Genomic DNA, 17,315 nt, shown 5'->3' on the forward strand with positions numbered 1-17,315 from the left:
CATCAGGCGTTTGCACCGACCGCTCCTACGATTTCCGCGCTTTCCTGACCCTCTCGGCATACATCGTCAGCGTCTGTTTTATGACATCCAGCGTCACCGGCTTCGACAGACAGCTATCCATCCCGGACTCCAGGCACCGCTGCTTCTCTTCAGCCAACGCATTGGCAGTCACCCCGATTACCGGCAACGTTAACCCCAGCTGGCGGATACGTTGCGTTAACCGGTAACCGTCCATATTTGGCATGTTGACGTCGCTAAGCACGATATCGATATGATTCTTGCTTAGTACATTAAGCGCATCGACGCCATCATTTGCCGTTTTACACTGATAGCCCAACGATCCGAGCTGATCGGCTAGTAAGCGACGGTTAATCGGATGATCGTCAACCACCAGAATCATCATGTCGTCATTGCTGGTGGAGTCTTTGTCCGTCAACGGCAGAACGTTGGCAGGATCATCACTTTCAATTTCTATCCGATAGATACGCGCCAGTAGCACAGGCAGTTCATGCGACGAGGCGACGCTATGCACCCACTCACCGGGCGCTCTCTCCAGCGGAATGCCAATATGTCGACGGCAGAAAGTCACAACCGCTCTGCCCTGCCATTTTTCCCTCAGCGCCTCATCAGTAATCAACACATCCTCCGGTGAGGGTCCCTGACCTTCGTATGTTGTAACGATTACACCACTGCGCTGCAAACTGGTTTCGATAAACTGGCATAGTGACGCATTGCGTACCGCCAACCAGCAGCGTTTACCCGTTAATCCTTCGACACCTTTTTTATGTGGATATTGCGCACCATACAGCGGAATACGTACCGTAAACTGGCTTCCCATACCTGGTTCAGACTCTACTGAGATATCACCGTCCATCATGCTGATCAGTTTTTCACAAATCGCCAGTCCCAGACCGGTTCCCTGGAAGTTACGCTGTACACCCGTCCCTACCTGGAAGAAGGGATCGAACAGCCGCACCACTTCTTTCGCCGGAATCCCTACGCCGGTATCGCGAACGCGGATAGAGAGATAATCGCCATCAGCGCGAACATGCAGAACTATACAGCCGGTATCGGTGAATTTTATGGCGTTACTCAACAGGTTGGAGATGACCTGCTGTAAACGCATTGGGTCGCCATTTAAGGCCACTGGCACATCCGGTTCAATAAAGCAGTACAAGCCTAGCTGCTTGCGTACCACCAGCGGTAAATAGTTGGCGGTGATGTGGTTCATCACTTCACGCGGTGAAAACTCACGCGGTTCGATCTTCAACTGTTCCGATTCAATCTTCGAGAAGTCGAGAATATCGCTGATAATTTTCAACAACAGACTGGAAGAGTTGTTCATTGCCGTCACCAGACGATCGACGCCTTTCGGTAACTCTTTGGTTTGCAACAGATCCAGGTTACCGATAATGCCATACAGCGGCGTTCGCAGCTCATGACTGACGGTGGCAAGGAACATCGATTTTGACTGGCTCGCCTGTTCCGCTGCTTGTGCCATCTCCTGCAACGACTCTTCCATCTTCACGCGCGAAGAAACATCCACCAGCACACAAATGGCCACGTTTTCATTACGATAGCGCGAATGGACGAAGCTGATTTGCAGATTGGTATTGTTGCTGGTCAGGACATCAACAAAATTGACCTGCTGCCCACAGATAATTTGCGTCAGCCGCTGGCGATCCTCATGCGTAAGCATATTGAGATAGGTATGTGCCAGTTCGTTACTCAAAATATTGACACCATCAGCGGTGCGCAAAATACAGATCCCCACCGGGGCGGAGGCGACAATCTTGCGATTAAACTGCTCGTGTTCTTCCAGCCGCTGGGCGTCACTTTCTGCCGGAATGAAAATACGCCGCTCGTACATCCGCGCGAGGGTAAACAGCGCCGCACCGGCAATAACATTCAGCAAAATTGCGTTAAGTATCAGCATACGAATGCGTTCCAGCACCTGATCTACAGGCACCGAGTAAACAATACTTAACGATGATGGCGGCAGATTTTTCTTCAGCACCAGCTCATGGAAGCCAGGTGTATAACCGAACCAGGAACGTTCCTGCATCCAACGCGGTTCAGCCTCGATTTTGCTTTCTGGTCCGGTCAACGAAATCAGGGTATGACCATTCTCATCAAGGATAGTAACCCCCATCGGTAATGTACCTGGTAAGAAGAAGTTCTCCATCCGAATGGTTTGCTCAACGCCCAACAAAGCCTGCAAACGGTTCGCCAGATACACCGGCGTCAGCGCGTAGAAATATCCAACGCCAGGACGCGGGCCTTCGCTGATCCAATAAAGGTTGCTGCCGCTGTCATCCTGCGGAGCATTACGATACTTATTGATGCGCTCATGCAGAGCTTTCAGGGCGGTGTCGCGTTCAACCGGCATATCACGCAGGCCAAAGTTTGCCATGCAGAGGTTATCGCTGCCGATCAAAAATACGCGGTTGAGATCGTAAGCTGCAGAGAAATTATCGCGCCAGTAGCGCATAAACCACGCCAGCGACTCCAGAGAGCCGCGCCAGGTGTTACTCATCGCGGAACAGTCGGAATCGGCAAACAACGGTTCGAACACCGGCACATCCGCTTGCGTTTCTCGCCCACGCGGGGAAAGCACGCCGTTTTCTACAGATAAGCGATTTTCAGCAATGTACTTCAGCTCTTTCATCACGTCAGAAGTGCGCTGAATAAACCGCTGAGCCTGATCGGAACTCAGGTTAAATTCCTGACGAATCTCTGATTCTCGCTGATGCAGGGCATTGACGATGTAAAACACTGATGAAAAAGCAATCAACAGCCAGAGCAATAACGCCAATGCTCTGAACATATAGCGCGAGACTTTCAGGGTTGTGCGAAAAGAAGCAAGGTATTTCAAAGGGGCGAAGCTCCGCCTCAGGTGACCGATGGAGTGTGGTTAAGGTAGCGGTAAAAGCGTGCCACCGCAATGTTCTCTCTTCTCGGTAATATGATACACCGCCGAGAAATCATCACCTTAACCCCCAATAATAGTGCTATGCCGGAACAATACTGATGGAGAAAAGGACGCGTAATATGAAATGGATATATCCTCGCCGCTTACGCAATCAAATGATCCTGATGGCAATCCTGATGGTCATTGTCCCAACGCTTACTATTGGTTATATCGTAGAAACGGAAGGACGTTCAGCAGTCTTATCTGAAAAAGAGAAAAAACTTTCTGCCGTGGTCAACCTACTTAATCAGGCGCTAGGCGATCGCTACGATCTCTATATCGACTTACCGCGTGAGGAGCGTATCCGCGCATTGAATGCAGAGCTTGCCCCCATTACCGAAAATATTACTCGCGCCTTTCCTGGCATAGGCGCTGGTTATTATAACAAGACGCTGGATGCGATAATCACCTACGCGCCTTCATCGCTATATCAGAATAATGTGGGCGTGACGATTGCTGCGGATCACCCTGGTCGCGAAGTTATGCGTACAAATACCCCTTTGGTTTATTCCGGCAGGCAGGTGCGCGGCGATATTTTGAATTCAATGATCCCCATTGAGCGTAATGGTGAAGTCCTCGGTTATATCTGGGCCAATGAATTAACCGAAGATATTCGCCGCCAGGCCTGGAAAATGGATGTGAGGATTATCATTGTACTCACCGCCGGTTTGCTGATAAGCCTGCTGTTGATTGTGCTTTTCTCCCGTCGCCTGAGCGCCAATATAGATATCATCACCGACGGCCTCTCGAATCTGGCGCAAAATATTCCCACTCGATTACCACAATTGCCCGGTGAAATGGGGCAAATCAGTCAGAGTGTTAACAACCTCGCCCAGGCACTGCGTGAAACGCGAACACTTAACGATCTGATTATTGAAAACGCTGCCGATGGCGTCATTGCCATTGACCGCCAGGGTGATGTAACCACCATGAACCCAGCAGCAGAAGTCATCACTGGCTATCAACGTCATGAACTGGTAGGGCAGCCTTACTCCATGTTGTTCGACAATACTCAGTTCTACAGTCCAGTACTGGATACGCTGGAACATGGCACCGAACACGTGGCGCTGGAGATCAGTTTTCCAGGCCGTGACCGCACCATTGAACTCAGTGTCACTACCAGCCGTATTCATAATACGCATGGTGAAATGATAGGTGCTTTGGTGATTTTCTCTGATTTAACTGCCCGCAAAGAAACCCAACGCCGCATGGCGCAAGCTGAACGCCTCGCCACGCTGGGTGAGCTGATGGCTGGCGTGGCGCACGAAGTCCGTAATCCGCTGACGGCTATTCGTGGTTATGTACAGATCTTGCGCCAACAAACCACTGACCCAATACATCAGGAATATCTGTCCGTAGTACTCAAAGAAATCGACTCAATTAACAAAGTCATTCAGCAATTGCTCGATTTTTCACGCCCACGCCACAGTCAATGGCAACAAGTCAGCCTCAATGCATTGATTGAAGAAACTCTGGTACTGGTGCAAACCGCCGGCGTACAAGCGCGGGTCGACTTCATAAGCGAACTTGATAATGAATTAAGTCCGATTAGCGCCGATCGTGAACTGCTCAAACAGGTACTACTGAATATCCTGATCAATGCCGTCCAGGCTATCAGTGCACGAGGGAAAATTCGTATTCGAACCTGGCAGTACAGCGACTCACAACAGGCCATTTCGATAGAAGACAACGGCTGTGGCATTGATCTCTCGCTGCAAAAAAAGATCTTCGATCCCTTTTTCACCACCAAAGCCTCAGGAACCGGGCTTGGTCTGGCGTTAAGTCAACGCATCATTAACGCCCATCAGGGTGATATTCGCGTCACCAGTTTGCCGGGCTACGGCGCAACCTTCACCCTTATTTTACCGATCAACCCACAGGGAAATCAGACCGTATGACCGCTATTAATCGCATCCTTATTGTTGATGATGAAGATAATGTTCGCCGTATGCTGAGCACCGCTTTTGCACTACAAGGATACGAAACACATTGTGCGAACAACGGACGCACAGCATTAAACCTGTTTGCCGATATTCACCCTGACGTGGTGTTGATGGATATCCGTATGCCAGAGATGGACGGCATCAAGGCACTAAAGGAGATGCGCAGCCATGAGACCCGAACACCCGTTATTCTGATGACGGCTTATGCTGAAGTGGAAACCGCCGTCGAAGCACTACGCTGCGGGGCCTTTGACTATGTTATTAAACCGTTTGATCTCGATGAGTTGAATTTAATCGTTCAGCGCGCTTTACAACTCCAGTCAATGAAAAAAGAGATCCGCCATCTGCACCAGGCACTGAGCACCAGTTGGCAATGGGGGCATATTCTCACCAACAGCCCGGCGATGATGGACATCTGCAAAGACACCGCCAAAATTGCCCTTTCTCAGGCCAGCGTCTTGATTAGCGGTGAAAGCGGCACCGGGAAAGAGTTGATTGCCAGAGCGATTCACTACAATTCGCGGCGGGCAAAGGGGCCGTTTATTAAAGTCAACTGCGCGGCGCTGCCGGAATCGTTGCTCGAAAGTGAACTGTTTGGTCATGAAAAAGGCGCATTTACTGGTGCACAAACCTTGCGTCAGGGATTATTTGAGCGCGCCAACGAGGGGACTCTGCTCCTCGATGAAATTGGCGAAATGCCGCTGGTACTGCAAGCCAAATTACTAAGCATTCTGCAGGAACGGGAATTTGAACGGATTGGCGGTCATCAGACCATAAAAGTTGATATCCGCATCATTGCCGCCACCAACCGTGACTTGCAGGCGATGGTAAAAGAAGGCACCTTCCGTGAAGATCTCTTTTATCGCCTTAACGTTATTCATTTAGTACTGCCGCCTCTGCGCGATCGTCGGGAAGATATTTCCCTGTTAGCTAATCACTTTTTGCAAAAATTCAGTAGTGAGAATCAGCGCGATATTATCGACATCGATCCGATGGCAATGTCACTGCTTACCGCCTGGTCATGGCCGGGAAATATTCGAGAGCTTTCCAACGTCATTGAACGCGCCGTCGTGATGAACTCAGGCCCGATCATTTTTTCTGAGGATCTTCCGCCACAGATTCGTCAGCCAGTCTGTAATGCTGGAGAGGCAAAAACAGCCCCTGTCGGTGAGCGTAATTTAAAAGAGGAAATTAAACGCGTCGAAAAACGCATCATTATGGAAGTGCTGGAACAACAAGATGGAAACCGAACCCGCACAGCTTTAATGCTGGGCATCAGTCGCCGTGCATTAATGTATAAACTCCAGGAATACGGTATCGATCCGGCGGATGTATAACACCAAAACTTGCTATGCAGAAATTTGCACAGTGCGCAAATTTTTGCATAGCCGCTCAATCTCCTTCTTAACCCCCATCTGATTTATTCTTTTATATTCAATCAGTTAAGAAACAACATCCAATATTCTCATTCTGGCACTCCCCTTGCTATTCCCTGACTGTACCCACAACGGTGTATGCAAGAGGGATAAATAATGAAAACAAAATTGATGACATTACAAGACGCCTCCGGCTTCTTTCGTGACGGCATGACCATCATGGTGGGCGGATTTATGGGGATTGGCACTCCATCCCGCCTGGTTGAAGCATTACTGGAATCTGGCGTTCGCGACCTGACATTGATAGCCAATGATACCGCGTTTGTTGATACCGGCATCGGTCCGCTCATCGTCAATGGTCGAGTCCGCAAAGTAATTGCTTCACATATCGGCACCAACCCGGAAACAGGCCGACGCATGATATCTGGTGAAATGGACGTCGTCCTGGTGCCACAAGGTACGCTAATCGAGCAAATTCGCTGTGGTGGTGCTGGACTTGGTGGTTTTCTCACTCCAACCGGTGTCGGCACCGTCGTAGAGGAAGGCAAACAGACACTGACACTCGACGGCAAAACCTGGCTGCTTGAACGCCCGTTGCGCGCTGACCTGGCGCTAATTCGCGCTCATCGTTGCGACACACTTGGCAACCTGACCTATCAACTTAGCGCCCGCAACTTTAACCCCCTGATAGCCCTTGCGGCTGATATCACGCTGGTAGAGCCAGATGAACTGGTCGAAGTCGGTGAGCTGCAACCTGACCATATTGTCACCCCTGGTGCCGTTATCGACCACATCATCGTTTCACAGGAGAGTAAATAATGGATGCGAAACAACGTATTGCACGCCGTGTGGCACAAGAGCTTCGTGATGGTGACATCGTGAATCTGGGCATTGGTCTGCCGACGATGGTCGCCAACTATTTACCAGAAGGCATTCATATCACTCTGCAATCGGAAAACGGCTTCCTCGGTTTAGGCCCGGTCACAACAGCGCATCCCGATCTGGTGAACGCTGGCGGGCAACCGTGCGGTGTTTTGCCTGGTGCAGCCATGTTTGACAGCGCCATGTCATTTGCGCTGATCCGTGGCGGTCATATTGATGCCTGTGTGCTCGGTGGTTTGCAGGTAGACGAAGAAGCCAACCTCGCGAACTGGGTAGTGCCTGGGAAAATGGTGCCCGGTATGGGTGGCGCAATGGATCTGGTGACCGGGGCGCGCAAAGTGATCATTGCCATGGAACATTGCGCCAAAGATGGTTCATCGAAAATTTTGCGCCGCTGCACCATGCCGCTCACTGCGCAACACGCGGTGCATATGCTGGTCACTGAACTGGCTGTCTTTCGTTTCATTGACGGCAAAATGTGGCTCACCGAAATTGCCGACGGGTGTGATTTAGCCACCGTGCGTGCAAAAACCGAAGCTCAGTTTGAAGTAGCCACCGATCTGAATACGCAACGGGGTGATTTATGATTGGTCGCATCTCGCGTTTTATGACGCGCTTTGTCAGCCGGTGGCTTCCCGATCCTCTGATCTTTGCCATGTTGCTGACGTTGCTAACGTTCGTGATCGCGCTTTGGTTAACACCACAAACGCCGATCAGCATGGTGAAAATGTGGGGTGACGGTTTCTGGAACTTGCTGGCGTTTGGTATGCAGATGGCGCTGATCATCGTTACCGGTCATGCCCTTGCCAGCTCCGCTCCGGTGAAAAGCTTGCTGCGCACTGCCGCCTCCGCCGCAAAGACGCCCGTACAGGGCGTCATGCTGGTCACGTTCTTCGGTTCCGTCGCTTGTGTCATCAACTGGGGATTTGGTCTGGTTGTCGGCGCAATGTTCGCCCGTGAAGTCGCCCGGCGAGTACCCGGTTCTGATTATCCGTTGCTCATTGCCTGCGCCTACATTGGTTTTCTCACCTGGGGTGGCGGCTTCTCTGGCTCAATGCCTCTGTTGGCTGCAACACCGGGCAACCCGGTTGAGCATATCGCCGGGATTATCCCGGTGGGCGATACTCTGTTCAGTGGTTTTAACATTTTCATCACTGTGGCGTTGATTGTAGTGATGCCATTTATCACCCGCATGATGATGCCAAAACCATCCGACGTGGTGAGTATCGATCCGAAACTACTCATGGAAGAGGCTGATTTTCAGAAGCAGCTACCGAAAGATGCCCCACCATCCGAGCGACTGGAGGAAAGTCGCATCCTGACGTTGATCATCGGCGCACTGGGTATCGCTTACCTGGCGATGTACTTCATCGAACATGGCTTCAACATCACCATCAATACCGTCAACTTGATGTTTATGATTGCAGGTCTGCTGCTACATAAAACGCCAATGGCTTATATGCGTGCTATCAGCGCGGCAGCACGCAGTACCGCCGGTATTCTGGTGCAATTCCCCTTCTACGCCGGGATCCAACTGATGATGGAGCACTCCGGTCTGGGCGGACTCATTACCGAATTTTTTATCAATGTCGCTAACAAAGACACCTTCCCGGTAATGACCTTCTTTAGTTCTGCACTGATTAACTTCGCCGTTCCGTCTGGCGGCGGTCACTGGGTTATTCAGGGACCTTTCGTGATACCCGCAGCTCAGGCGCTGGGCGCTGATCTCGGTAAATCGGTAATGGCGATCGCCTACGGCGAGCAATGGATGAACATGGCACAACCGTTCTGGGCGCTGCCAGCACTGGCAATCGCCGGGCTCGGTGTCCGCGACATCATGGGCTATTGCATCACTGCCCTGCTCTTCTCCGGCGTCATTTTCGTCATTGGTTTAACGCTGTTCTGACGGCAACTCTACAGACAGAAGGAAGATAAAATGAAAAATTGTGTCATCGTCAGTGCGGTACGTACTGCCATCGGTAGTTTTAATGGTTCACTCGCCTCCACCAGCGCCATCGACCTGGGGGCAACAGTAATTCAGGCCGCCATTGAACGCGCAAAACTCGATTCACAACACGTCGATGAAGTGATTATGGGTAACGTATTGCAGGCCGGGCTGGGGCAAAATCCGGCTCGTCAGGCACTGCTAAAAAGCGGACTGGCAGAAACGGTGTGCGGATTTACGGTCAACAAAGTATGTGGTTCTGGTCTGAAAAGCGTGGCGCTTGCCGCCCAGGCAATTCAGGCTGGTCAGGCACAGAGCATCGTAGCGGGTGGAATGGAGAACATGAGTTTAGCGCCCTATTTACTCGATGCAAAAGCACGCTCTGGTTATCGTCTTGGAGACGGGCAGGTTTATGACGTAATCCTGCGCGATGGCCTGATGTGCGCTACCCACGGTTATCATATGGGTATTACCGCCGAGAACGTGGCCAAAGAGTACAGAATTACCCGTGAAATGCAGGATGAACTGGCGCTACATTCACAGCGTAAAGCGGCAGCAGCCATTGAGTCCGGTGCTTTTACCGCCGAAATCGTCCCGGTAAATGTTGTCACACGGAAGAAAAACATCGTCTTCGATCGCGATGAGTTCCCGAAGGTAGATTCTACTGCAGAAGCTCTGGCTGCATTGCGTCCGGCCTTCGACAAAGCCGGAACGGTCACCGCTGGGAACGCGTCTGGCATTAACGACGGGGCTGCCGCACTGGTGATTATGGAAGAATCGGCGGCGCTGGCGGCAGGCCTTAAACCACTGGCGCGCATTAAAAGCTATGCCAGCGGCGGCGTGCCCCCCGCATTGATGGGTATGGGGCCAGTACCTGCCACACAAAAAGCATTACAACTGGCGGGGCTGCAACTGGCAGACATTGATCTCATCGAAGCCAATGAAGCATTTGCTGCGCAGTTCCTTGCCGTTGGGAAAACTCTGGGCTTTGATCCTGAGAAAGTGAATGTCAACGGCGGAGCCATCGCGCTGGGGCATCCTATCGGCGCCAGCGGTGCACGTATTCTGGTCACGCTATTACATGCAATGCAGGCACGAGATAAAACGCTGGGTCTGGCAACGCTGTGCATTGGTGGCGGTCAGGGAATTGCGATGGTGATTGAACGGTTGAATTAACGAACAAAAACGCCCGATAGCGAAAGTCATCGGGCGTTTTCTTAAACATCGACAGTGAAAGTAACCTCATTAATTACCAGTCAAAACTTTTCACCAGCGTCAGTTCGCCAGCATTACGCATCGGGACAACAAAGGTTTCCTGTTTCTCATTGACCGATCCTTCATCGGTGATCAGCGTCAGTTGAGCAGTCGTCAACTCCGTTTCGCTGCGTCCGCCATAATAGTTGATATACACCTGATAGCGCCCGTGAATCGGCGCTGGCATGGCGAAAATCTCTGGACCGTACCCCGTCGTGACATCCATATCCAGTGCACCACTGTTTTTCAGCACCGTGTTACCGTACCAGGCGTGTTCGCCATCAGGCGTAACGACATGGAGATCGAGATCGGTATTATCCGTATCCCACGAGAGAACCAGCCGTAAACGCGCACGAATCGCCCCAGCACCCGGCGTTGAGTAAAACTGCATTTTTTGTCGACTTTGCCCATCCGGGCTGATGACCTGCACGCTGTTGCTGCCTTCGGTGAAAATATAAGGGCGCGCAAATGAACCATCGGATTCAATTCTCTGCGGCATACTGGCGCCGTTAACTACTAGTCGACCCTGCTGGGGTTTACCCGCAGAAGCGTAATTTTTTATTTTGCCTCGGATCTGCGCTGAGATATTTTGATCATCGGCCATATTGACGGACGACGCGGGGTAATTAATCGATTGTGAAAAATTGGCATCTTCACCCTCCGCCGGATGCCAGCCAGAGAGCGGCGCATCAATCTCGACTTCCTGCACACCTTCGCCGTGAGCAACAGGCGAAAGCGCCACCAGTAACAACGGAAGAAAAATCTTTCGCATAGCATTAGTCCATTAATAATTGTCGGGTCAGCGTTTCGATATACGTCTCATCCAGCCCGGTGGGATAGCCATCAAAGGCCAGATGCAGATACTCGTGGGTTAAATCAAGCCGATCCTGAAGCGTAAAGAAATTACGAATAAACAGCCGCTTCTGCTGCCGATCGGTATAGGGGAAACCTGAGACTAAACGGCAGACCGCAAACACGTCTGGTTCGTTGTACCCCGTCTCGCCTTGTAATATACGCCGCCACTGCGGCATTTTTTTCGCCAGCCAGGCTTTCGCTTTGGGTAATAACTGGCAGGAAGAGCGTGGCGCTCCCCAGCGGCTAAGGCTGTTGTCGGGATAAGCAAACGCGAGTATCTGGTCGTAACGCTCTCCCTGCCCCGCCTGGGCCGTGGCTTGCCGCCAGGAGAGTGAGCCTTCGGTAGCCCGACTGCCGTGATAATGAACCGGATCGCCCGCATAGATGAGATCCTGCGTCCAGGCGGTCATTGTCCGCGCCCCCGTGGTGGCTGGCGAAGCAGAAACACGCTGCGTGGCGCTGCTGTCGGGGATGGTCAGGCAATCACCTTCCCGATTGGCGTTTTGCTGTAAAAAAGTGCGAATCGCCACGGTCATGGCTTTCGCAGCCTCTGGAGGCGTGCTTTTCGCCTCGCGATCCAGAACTCTGGCAACGTACTCTTCACGATCGATATGCGACTGTAATTTCAGTTTGCCCTTTTCGCTCAGTAATGACGTCTCTCCGTGGCTAGCAAACGTAATGTGGTTACCATTGGCAAACGTCACACGATAGCGCCCATTGAGCACGCCAGGTTTTACTGCTGTCGCACTCTTTTCCGCAGTGATTTTCTTCAGCGGATAGCGAGCAAACAGATCAACCTGCACACACTGCCCGCTGGTAACTTGCGTCGGTACAGGCAAAACCTGATTAAGCACCGTCGCATAACGGGTCAGTACCGTTTTACTGGTGCCGCTACCGGCTACCCACAGCGGTGTGCCATCGGTCAACCAACCAGCAAAGCCCCCCTGACGGATTTCCTGCTTATCATCGGCAAACCAGCTCCAGGTTTTCACCCGAACCCGACTACCGAGCATAGATGTGACACCGATTTTCGCATCGTCCAGCACCACATCCAGTAAGATTTCCTGAGCTTTGTTTTGCGCGGGTAACGTCGCTAATGAATCAAGTAGCGATTTAACCGTTACCGAGGTTTCTGGCTTCAGCGTAGTAAGAGACGCTAACCACGCAGGTGCCTGACGCTGTTGCCAGTATTGCCCCCACACATTTGCGCCAATATGCAACCGCTGCGGCGCAAAATAGAGCCCACAGGAACGTACCAGCGCGGTATCACGCGTTATGCTCTCCCCAGCCTGACAACAATAAACCTCTTCCGGGGAGTTTCCGCGACACTGGTAGGGCTGCTCCGGTTGATGGGTATCCTCCAGCCACGCGTAAACATACAGTTTCCACAAACTCCCTAACGGCGTGGTGAGCGTGTCAGGTAATGCTGAGACTTTGGTCACGCCTGATGACGACAGCTGATACAGTTGATCGTGCTGCGCACCGCGCAGCGCCAGTTGTAACGGCGTCTCCTCCGCAAGCGTTGGCAGAGTAACCAACGCCAATAGCCAGACGATTCTGCGCCAGTTCACTTATTTCACCTGCATCCCGGTCCATTCGCTCCCTGCCGCAACGCTTTGCTGTGCAGGTGCATAGGAACGCACATAACGAGCAGGCGGCAGAACGAATTGCCCTTTTTGCGAGAAGCGCAGCAAATGGCGGAAAGTGACCGTTCCCGTCAGTTCTTTCACCGGCACCATATAGGCCAGCTCGCCCATTTCATTACGCGCTTTTTCCAGCAACTGCCCCTGCTGTTTCGCGGCGTTGGGTTTATTGACCGATATTCCCCACGTTGTCCGTTCAACATCGGCCCCCGGCGGCAGTGGTACTTCTACCTGACCGTAGCGCAGAGATGCATCCTGCTCGTTGGTAAGCGTTACCTCATCAAGGTACAGGGCGTCGCTGTCGATCTCATTACCGGTCACCGGCTGCAGAGTAAAACTCATCTCTTCTTCACCAGGGATAAGCCGATACAACTGGCGTTCAACGGTCACCGGAATGTTACTTTGTTGAGCCGTTTTTGCCGGTTCACGCCAGCGGACCTGTACGTTTTGCGGCGATAATTCGTCACCAAAAGAGAGAATGTCCGGCACGCCCTGACCAACCCAACGCCAGTATTCGCCCCCTCCGGTTAACTTATGTTTGGCCCATGCGCCCGCAGGCGCAGGTAACACAACCGGAGGCATCGTCGCCATATATTTCGCCAGCCAGTTCATGGCCAGTGCGCGTTCAATAGTGGATTGCTCAGCAGTCAAACCACTTAAAATGGCGGCCGCCTGGGTGGTGTCGCCACCGCTATTGAGCAGCACAACCGTGTGCGCCAGCGGCTGGTTGCTGTTCGCTGCCTTATCCCACGCATATTGCTGAACCTGTGGCATCACAGTGGACTTCAACTGCGCTTTTTTCAGCAACGTCATGGTTAAGACGTTTGCCACCGCATCTGCCAGTGGAGATTCCGGTGTATCGAGGATCAGGCTGTCATTGATATCGCGGGTGTCTTCCTCAGAGAAATCTTCTGTTTTAGTTCCGCGCCGGGCGATAGCTTCATCCAACCCTTTCAACAACGTTTTGCACGGCAGATTCATCTCCTGCGCCCACGCCAGCACCAGCGCCCGATGCAATAACGGCATGTTATCTGCCTGCTCGGCATAACTGTCGAGCATATGCTGCCAGTATTCCGGTTGTTGCGTTACGCCAAGCGCCTGACTGGCCTGCCAGTCGGCATACCATGCCCATGCCGTCAGGAACGCATCGCCATTGCCATCTTCACCCCACCAGGTAAAACGCGCACCTGGCCCCGCCAGTTGCATCAGCCGCAGACGGTTATCCTGAATCATCTGACGAATGTCATTAGCGGCAACACTCTGATGATCGGCAAGCGAACGCCAGGCGAGACTTAGCGGGATCAGACGGCTACCGGTGTTGATCACGCCCCCCCACGGTTCATCAACTAACGCGTCGAGGTTATTGCGGAAAATCTCCTGCGGCGTTTCACTACTTTGTATCCGGATATTGCTCGCCTGCTCGGGCAACATCAGAGCGTTATCACCACCGCCGAGCATGACGTTTTTCTGCTGTTCAACGGGCCAGGTGTTATCCACAAAAGACAGCCTGGTGCTAATGCTGTCCTGCACTTGCCCATTTTGTTGCAGCTCTGCGCTTAACAAGCCAGATTGCTGAATGTTCTGCCCCAGCGAAATATAGTTCGCCCCTTTGTGCAGCGTCAGCGTCTGACGCATCTCAGCGCCCGCAAATTTACTCACCAGTTCCACAGGTTCGTTATCCTGCTGACTGAAGATAAACAGCCCTGCCGCCGGTTTATCGCCCAGGCGATATACCGTTGGCATACTCCACTTCATGTAGAGATTTTTTTCCGAACGCAGATAAGCACGCCCTTGCCCAACCAGCCCGTCGCCGTTCATCCCTCGCGCGGTAATACGCCAGCGGGTTAACGAATCAGGCATCAGGAACGTGAAGTACGCTTTGCCTTGTTTATCTGTGGTTAGCGACGGCAACCATGCAGCGGTATCAACTTCTTCGCGTCGTGGACGTTCCAGCATTTTTACTCGCCGCTCGCTGCGGTTAGTCGCGCCTGGCGCAACCGGCTCGCTGGAGAGCGCCTGGTCGTAGCTGATAAATGACAAGCTGGAACTGGTGCGCACATTGTTACGCCCCAGCGGATAGAAAAATTTGCCGATATTCGGCGCGATTTCCGGTTGCAGTGCGTAGATCATTTCATCGACCACGCCAACCGTTAGCTGCGCGGAAACCGGTTTACCCTTCAGCAAAGAGGTTAATTCAACATTGACCAGTTCACCTGGCTGGTAATGGGTTTTGTCCGTTTTCACCCGAATATCCAGCTGGGGAACGGCAACTTTGATCCCGGCGTTCTGAAAACTGAACTGACCGTTACGGGTATACAGCACCGAAAAAGTGATGTTAGGCGCAAAGGAATTGCTCACCGGTACGCGGGCTTCATACTGGGTATCGTTTAAACGTTGTAGCGTTAGCCAGTTTGCCGGATGCGATAGCAGCGACTGCTGTTCCACGCGATCGCGTTCCAGCGTCAATAACGCTTCATCGATTGGCTCCGGGAAGGTAATCAGCATCTTCGCGGTTTCGCCTGGCTGGTACAGCGTTTTATCCGCCACGATATCTACCGTACCAGTATGCGCCGTGCTGCCCTTACCGCTGACGGCATGGCTTAACCCGGCGAGAATTAAGCCGTCTTTATCGCGTAACGTCAGGTTGTAGTTGCCAGGTTTATCGAAATTGACGGTAAAGGATTTGCCGCCAGACGGTAGATCTCCGCTATGGCTCGTGCGGTCTTCGAGACGCAACCATTCATACGTAACAGGAACCTGTTTTGAAGCTTCCAGCGCGGCATAACGGAAAACAACCGGCTCGCCGCTATTACTGTATTGCGCGGCGGTGCTTAGAGAGTAATGCGCAAGACCGCGTTCAATGAGGATCTCTTTGGTGGTGGTGACACGATATGCCGCACCATCGCTGGCGGAAACGGTTAACAAATAGCGGCTCGGTTTATCGGCAGCGGGAAGGTTTAATGCTACATTGCCTTTATCGTCCGAAACAGCATCGCTACCTTCCAGCGACACCGGGAAACGTCCGGCATAACGCAAATCGTTACCAACCATCGAAAGTTGCTGAGCGCGCAAACTTAACTGCACGCGGGCATCTTTTACCGGTTCGCCATCCGGATAGAGCAGTTGCAGTTTGCCGCTGACCGCTTCGCCAGTTTTGAAATCTTTTTTATCGAGAGCTAAACCAATCTCGAAATGTGGCTTGATATAGTTGGCAACGCGAAAACTACTGCTGTAGACCTGATTGCGGTAAGCCAGGCGTAACTCATAACCTCCGGCAACGGCATTTTCTGGCAGGCGGAAACTCCCCTGCCCGCCATTGCGCGCATCCAGCGTGACATTGACGGTTTGCAACAGGCTGCCGTTGGCGTCCAGCACCGAGAGTTTTGCCGGGGCGCTGACGATGGGCGATGAATGCATCGGGTCGTGGAACTCGCGCCCCATCACTTTAACATCGACACGATCGCCTGCCCGATACAGCGGGCGGTCGGTAAAGATATACAAGCGGGTGTTGTAGATTTCGCTTTCGTAGAAGAAGTTCTCGGAGACAAAAACGCCGCCTTCAGCATCTTTACCCAGAATGTATGAACGTTCCGGCGATATATGTTGTAACTGCAAGGTGCCACTATCATCAGTCACACCTCGTGTCATCACGCCAAGACCGTCAGTCCACAGAACTTCCGAACCAGGTTTAGCTTCACCCCGTTTTTTGCCAGCGGTCCACACCAGAAGCTCGTTGCCCGATACTTTACTCAGCGCCACGGTATCGGAAACAAACACCACCGTTGTCGCCCGATACCCACCTACCATCGCCTCGACAAGGTACAGTCCCGGCTCTTGTTTGCCGAGAGGAATATAGATGTTGCCCGGCTGCGGCGAGATGAAATTGCTGGATGCGCCTTCCAGTTTTACCCCTTGCTGCGGCACGACCGGTTTTGCCTGCCATAGCGGATAACGGAATTGCTCCACCAGCGGGTATTTTTTCAGCGGTGAAAACTGAGTGTTTTGCACGTAACGGGAAGGTTTAATGATGGCATTGCCGAGCTGTAATTCGGGTAACGCCTGAGTCACATTCTGCCGTGACTGATAAGAAAAAGTACGCTGCATCACGCGACGAGATTTGCCGTACCAGTTATCCCACAGCCAGGTCAGCGTATTGTTCAGCCCGTCGCCCAGATATTGCGGTTGCACCACAATGCGATGCAGGTTTTTCTGCTGGCGCAAAAATGCCATCGGGTCAGGAATACGATACAGGCGAATGTCCACGCCGCCGTACTCTTCCATCTCATAACGCCGATAATCACGCCCCGGCGCTTCCAGCCGCACTTTCGCCTCTTCATTGCTGCTAAAACTGCTGTCAGCGAGCAAAAAGAACGTTCCCCCGGCGGGCGGCGCATAGTTACTGGAAGGAAGCGAATCATCAGCATTAGCAATTCCCGTCCCCACAAG

The 17,315-nt window shown here is 52.3% G+C and carries 10 protein-coding genes; 6 read left to right on the forward strand and 4 right to left on the reverse strand.

The window, feature by feature from the left end; genetic code table 11:
• Positions 1 to 25 precede the first annotated feature (25 nt).
• Positions 26 to 2,875: a two-component system sensor histidine kinase RcsC gene (rcsC, locus tag WC5_RS01805; protein ID WP_000876094.1), complete on the reverse strand. Its 2,850-nt coding sequence runs from the start codon at positions 2,873 to 2,875 to the stop codon at positions 26 to 28.
• Between the two features lie 176 nt (positions 2,876 to 3,051).
• Between rcsC and atoS the strand changes: the two genes are divergently transcribed.
• From atoS to atoB, 6 genes are all read left to right on the forward strand, one after another.
• Entirely contained in the window at positions 3,052 to 4,869 is a 1,818-nt protein-coding gene (gene atoS / locus WC5_RS01800) for a two-component system sensor histidine kinase AtoS (protein WP_000871356.1), read from the forward strand.
• Positions 4,866 to 6,251, forward strand: a complete 1,386-nt coding sequence (gene atoC / locus WC5_RS01795; RefSeq protein ID WP_000125305.1) for an acetoacetate metabolism transcriptional regulator AtoC — start codon at positions 4,866 to 4,868, stop codon at positions 6,249 to 6,251. Before atoS ends, atoC begins: the two co-directional genes overlap by 4 nt.
• Before the next feature lie 195 nt (positions 6,252 to 6,446).
• Positions 6,447 to 7,109 carry an acetate CoA-transferase subunit alpha gene (gene atoD / locus WC5_RS01790; RefSeq protein ID WP_000850524.1) on the forward strand — a complete coding sequence of 221 codons (663 nt, stop codon included), beginning with the start codon at positions 6,447 to 6,449 and terminating at the stop codon, positions 7,107 to 7,109.
• The gene (gene atoA, locus WC5_RS01785) at positions 7,109 to 7,759 is read left to right on the forward strand and encodes an acetate CoA-transferase subunit beta (RefSeq protein WP_016231830.1); all 651 of its coding nucleotides are present in this window, start codon (positions 7,109 to 7,111) and stop codon (positions 7,757 to 7,759) included. The genes atoD and atoA overlap by 1 nt, the downstream gene beginning before the upstream one ends.
• Positions 7,756 to 9,078 (forward strand): TIGR00366 family protein, encoded by a 1,323-nt coding sequence (locus WC5_RS01780; protein ID WP_000580270.1) that lies wholly within the window; start codon positions 7,756 to 7,758, stop codon positions 9,076 to 9,078. The genes atoA and WC5_RS01780 overlap by 4 nt, the downstream gene beginning before the upstream one ends.
• A gap of 30 nt (positions 9,079 to 9,108) precedes the next feature.
• Positions 9,109 to 10,293 carry an acetyl-CoA acetyltransferase gene (gene atoB / locus WC5_RS01775; RefSeq protein WP_000786560.1) on the forward strand — a complete coding sequence of 395 codons (1,185 nt, stop codon included), beginning with the start codon at positions 9,109 to 9,111 and terminating at the stop codon, positions 10,291 to 10,293.
• Positions 10,294 to 10,366: 73 nt separating this feature from the next.
• Here the strand turns inward: atoB and WC5_RS01770 are convergent, their stop codons facing one another.
• From WC5_RS01770 to WC5_RS01760, 3 genes are read right to left on the reverse strand one after another with little or no spacing between them, the layout of a single operon-like run.
• A complete protein-coding gene (locus WC5_RS01770) occupies positions 10,367 to 11,143 on the reverse strand; it encodes a YfaP family protein (RefSeq protein ID WP_001225824.1) in 777 nt (258 codons plus the stop codon).
• A 4-nt stretch (positions 11,144 to 11,147) separates the two neighbouring features.
• Positions 11,148 to 12,797, reverse strand: coding sequence for a YfaQ family protein (locus WC5_RS01765; protein WP_001104512.1), 1,650 nt, complete (start codon positions 12,795 to 12,797; stop codon positions 11,148 to 11,150).
• A complete protein-coding gene (locus WC5_RS01760) occupies positions 12,798 to 17,312 on the reverse strand; it encodes an alpha-2-macroglobulin family protein (protein WP_024192249.1) in 4,515 nt (1,504 codons plus the stop codon).
• Positions 17,313 to 17,315 lie beyond the last annotated feature (3 nt).

This window comes from Escherichia sp. KTE114 (genome assembly GCF_000407765.1).
Classification (GTDB): domain Bacteria; phylum Pseudomonadota; class Gammaproteobacteria; order Enterobacterales; family Enterobacteriaceae; genus Escherichia; species Escherichia ruysiae.

Coding starts and splice junctions, on each gene's coding strand:
- atoS (WP_000871356.1), top strand. CDS start 3,052: ATGAAATGGATATATCCTCGCCGCTTACGCAATCAAATGATCCTGATG.
- atoC (WP_000125305.1), top strand. CDS start 4,866: ATGACCGCTATTAATCGCATCCTTATTGTTGATGATGAAGATAATGTT.
- atoD (WP_000850524.1), top strand. CDS start 6,447: ATGAAAACAAAATTGATGACATTACAAGACGCCTCCGGCTTCTTTCGT.
- atoA (WP_016231830.1), top strand. CDS start 7,109: ATGGATGCGAAACAACGTATTGCACGCCGTGTGGCACAAGAGCTTCGT.
- WC5_RS01780 (WP_000580270.1), top strand. CDS start 7,756: ATGATTGGTCGCATCTCGCGTTTTATGACGCGCTTTGTCAGCCGGTGG.
- atoB (WP_000786560.1), top strand. CDS start 9,109: ATGAAAAATTGTGTCATCGTCAGTGCGGTACGTACTGCCATCGGTAGT.
- WC5_RS01770 (WP_001225824.1), bottom strand. CDS start 11,143: ATGCGAAAGATTTTTCTTCCGTTGTTACTGGTGGCGCTTTCGCCTGTT.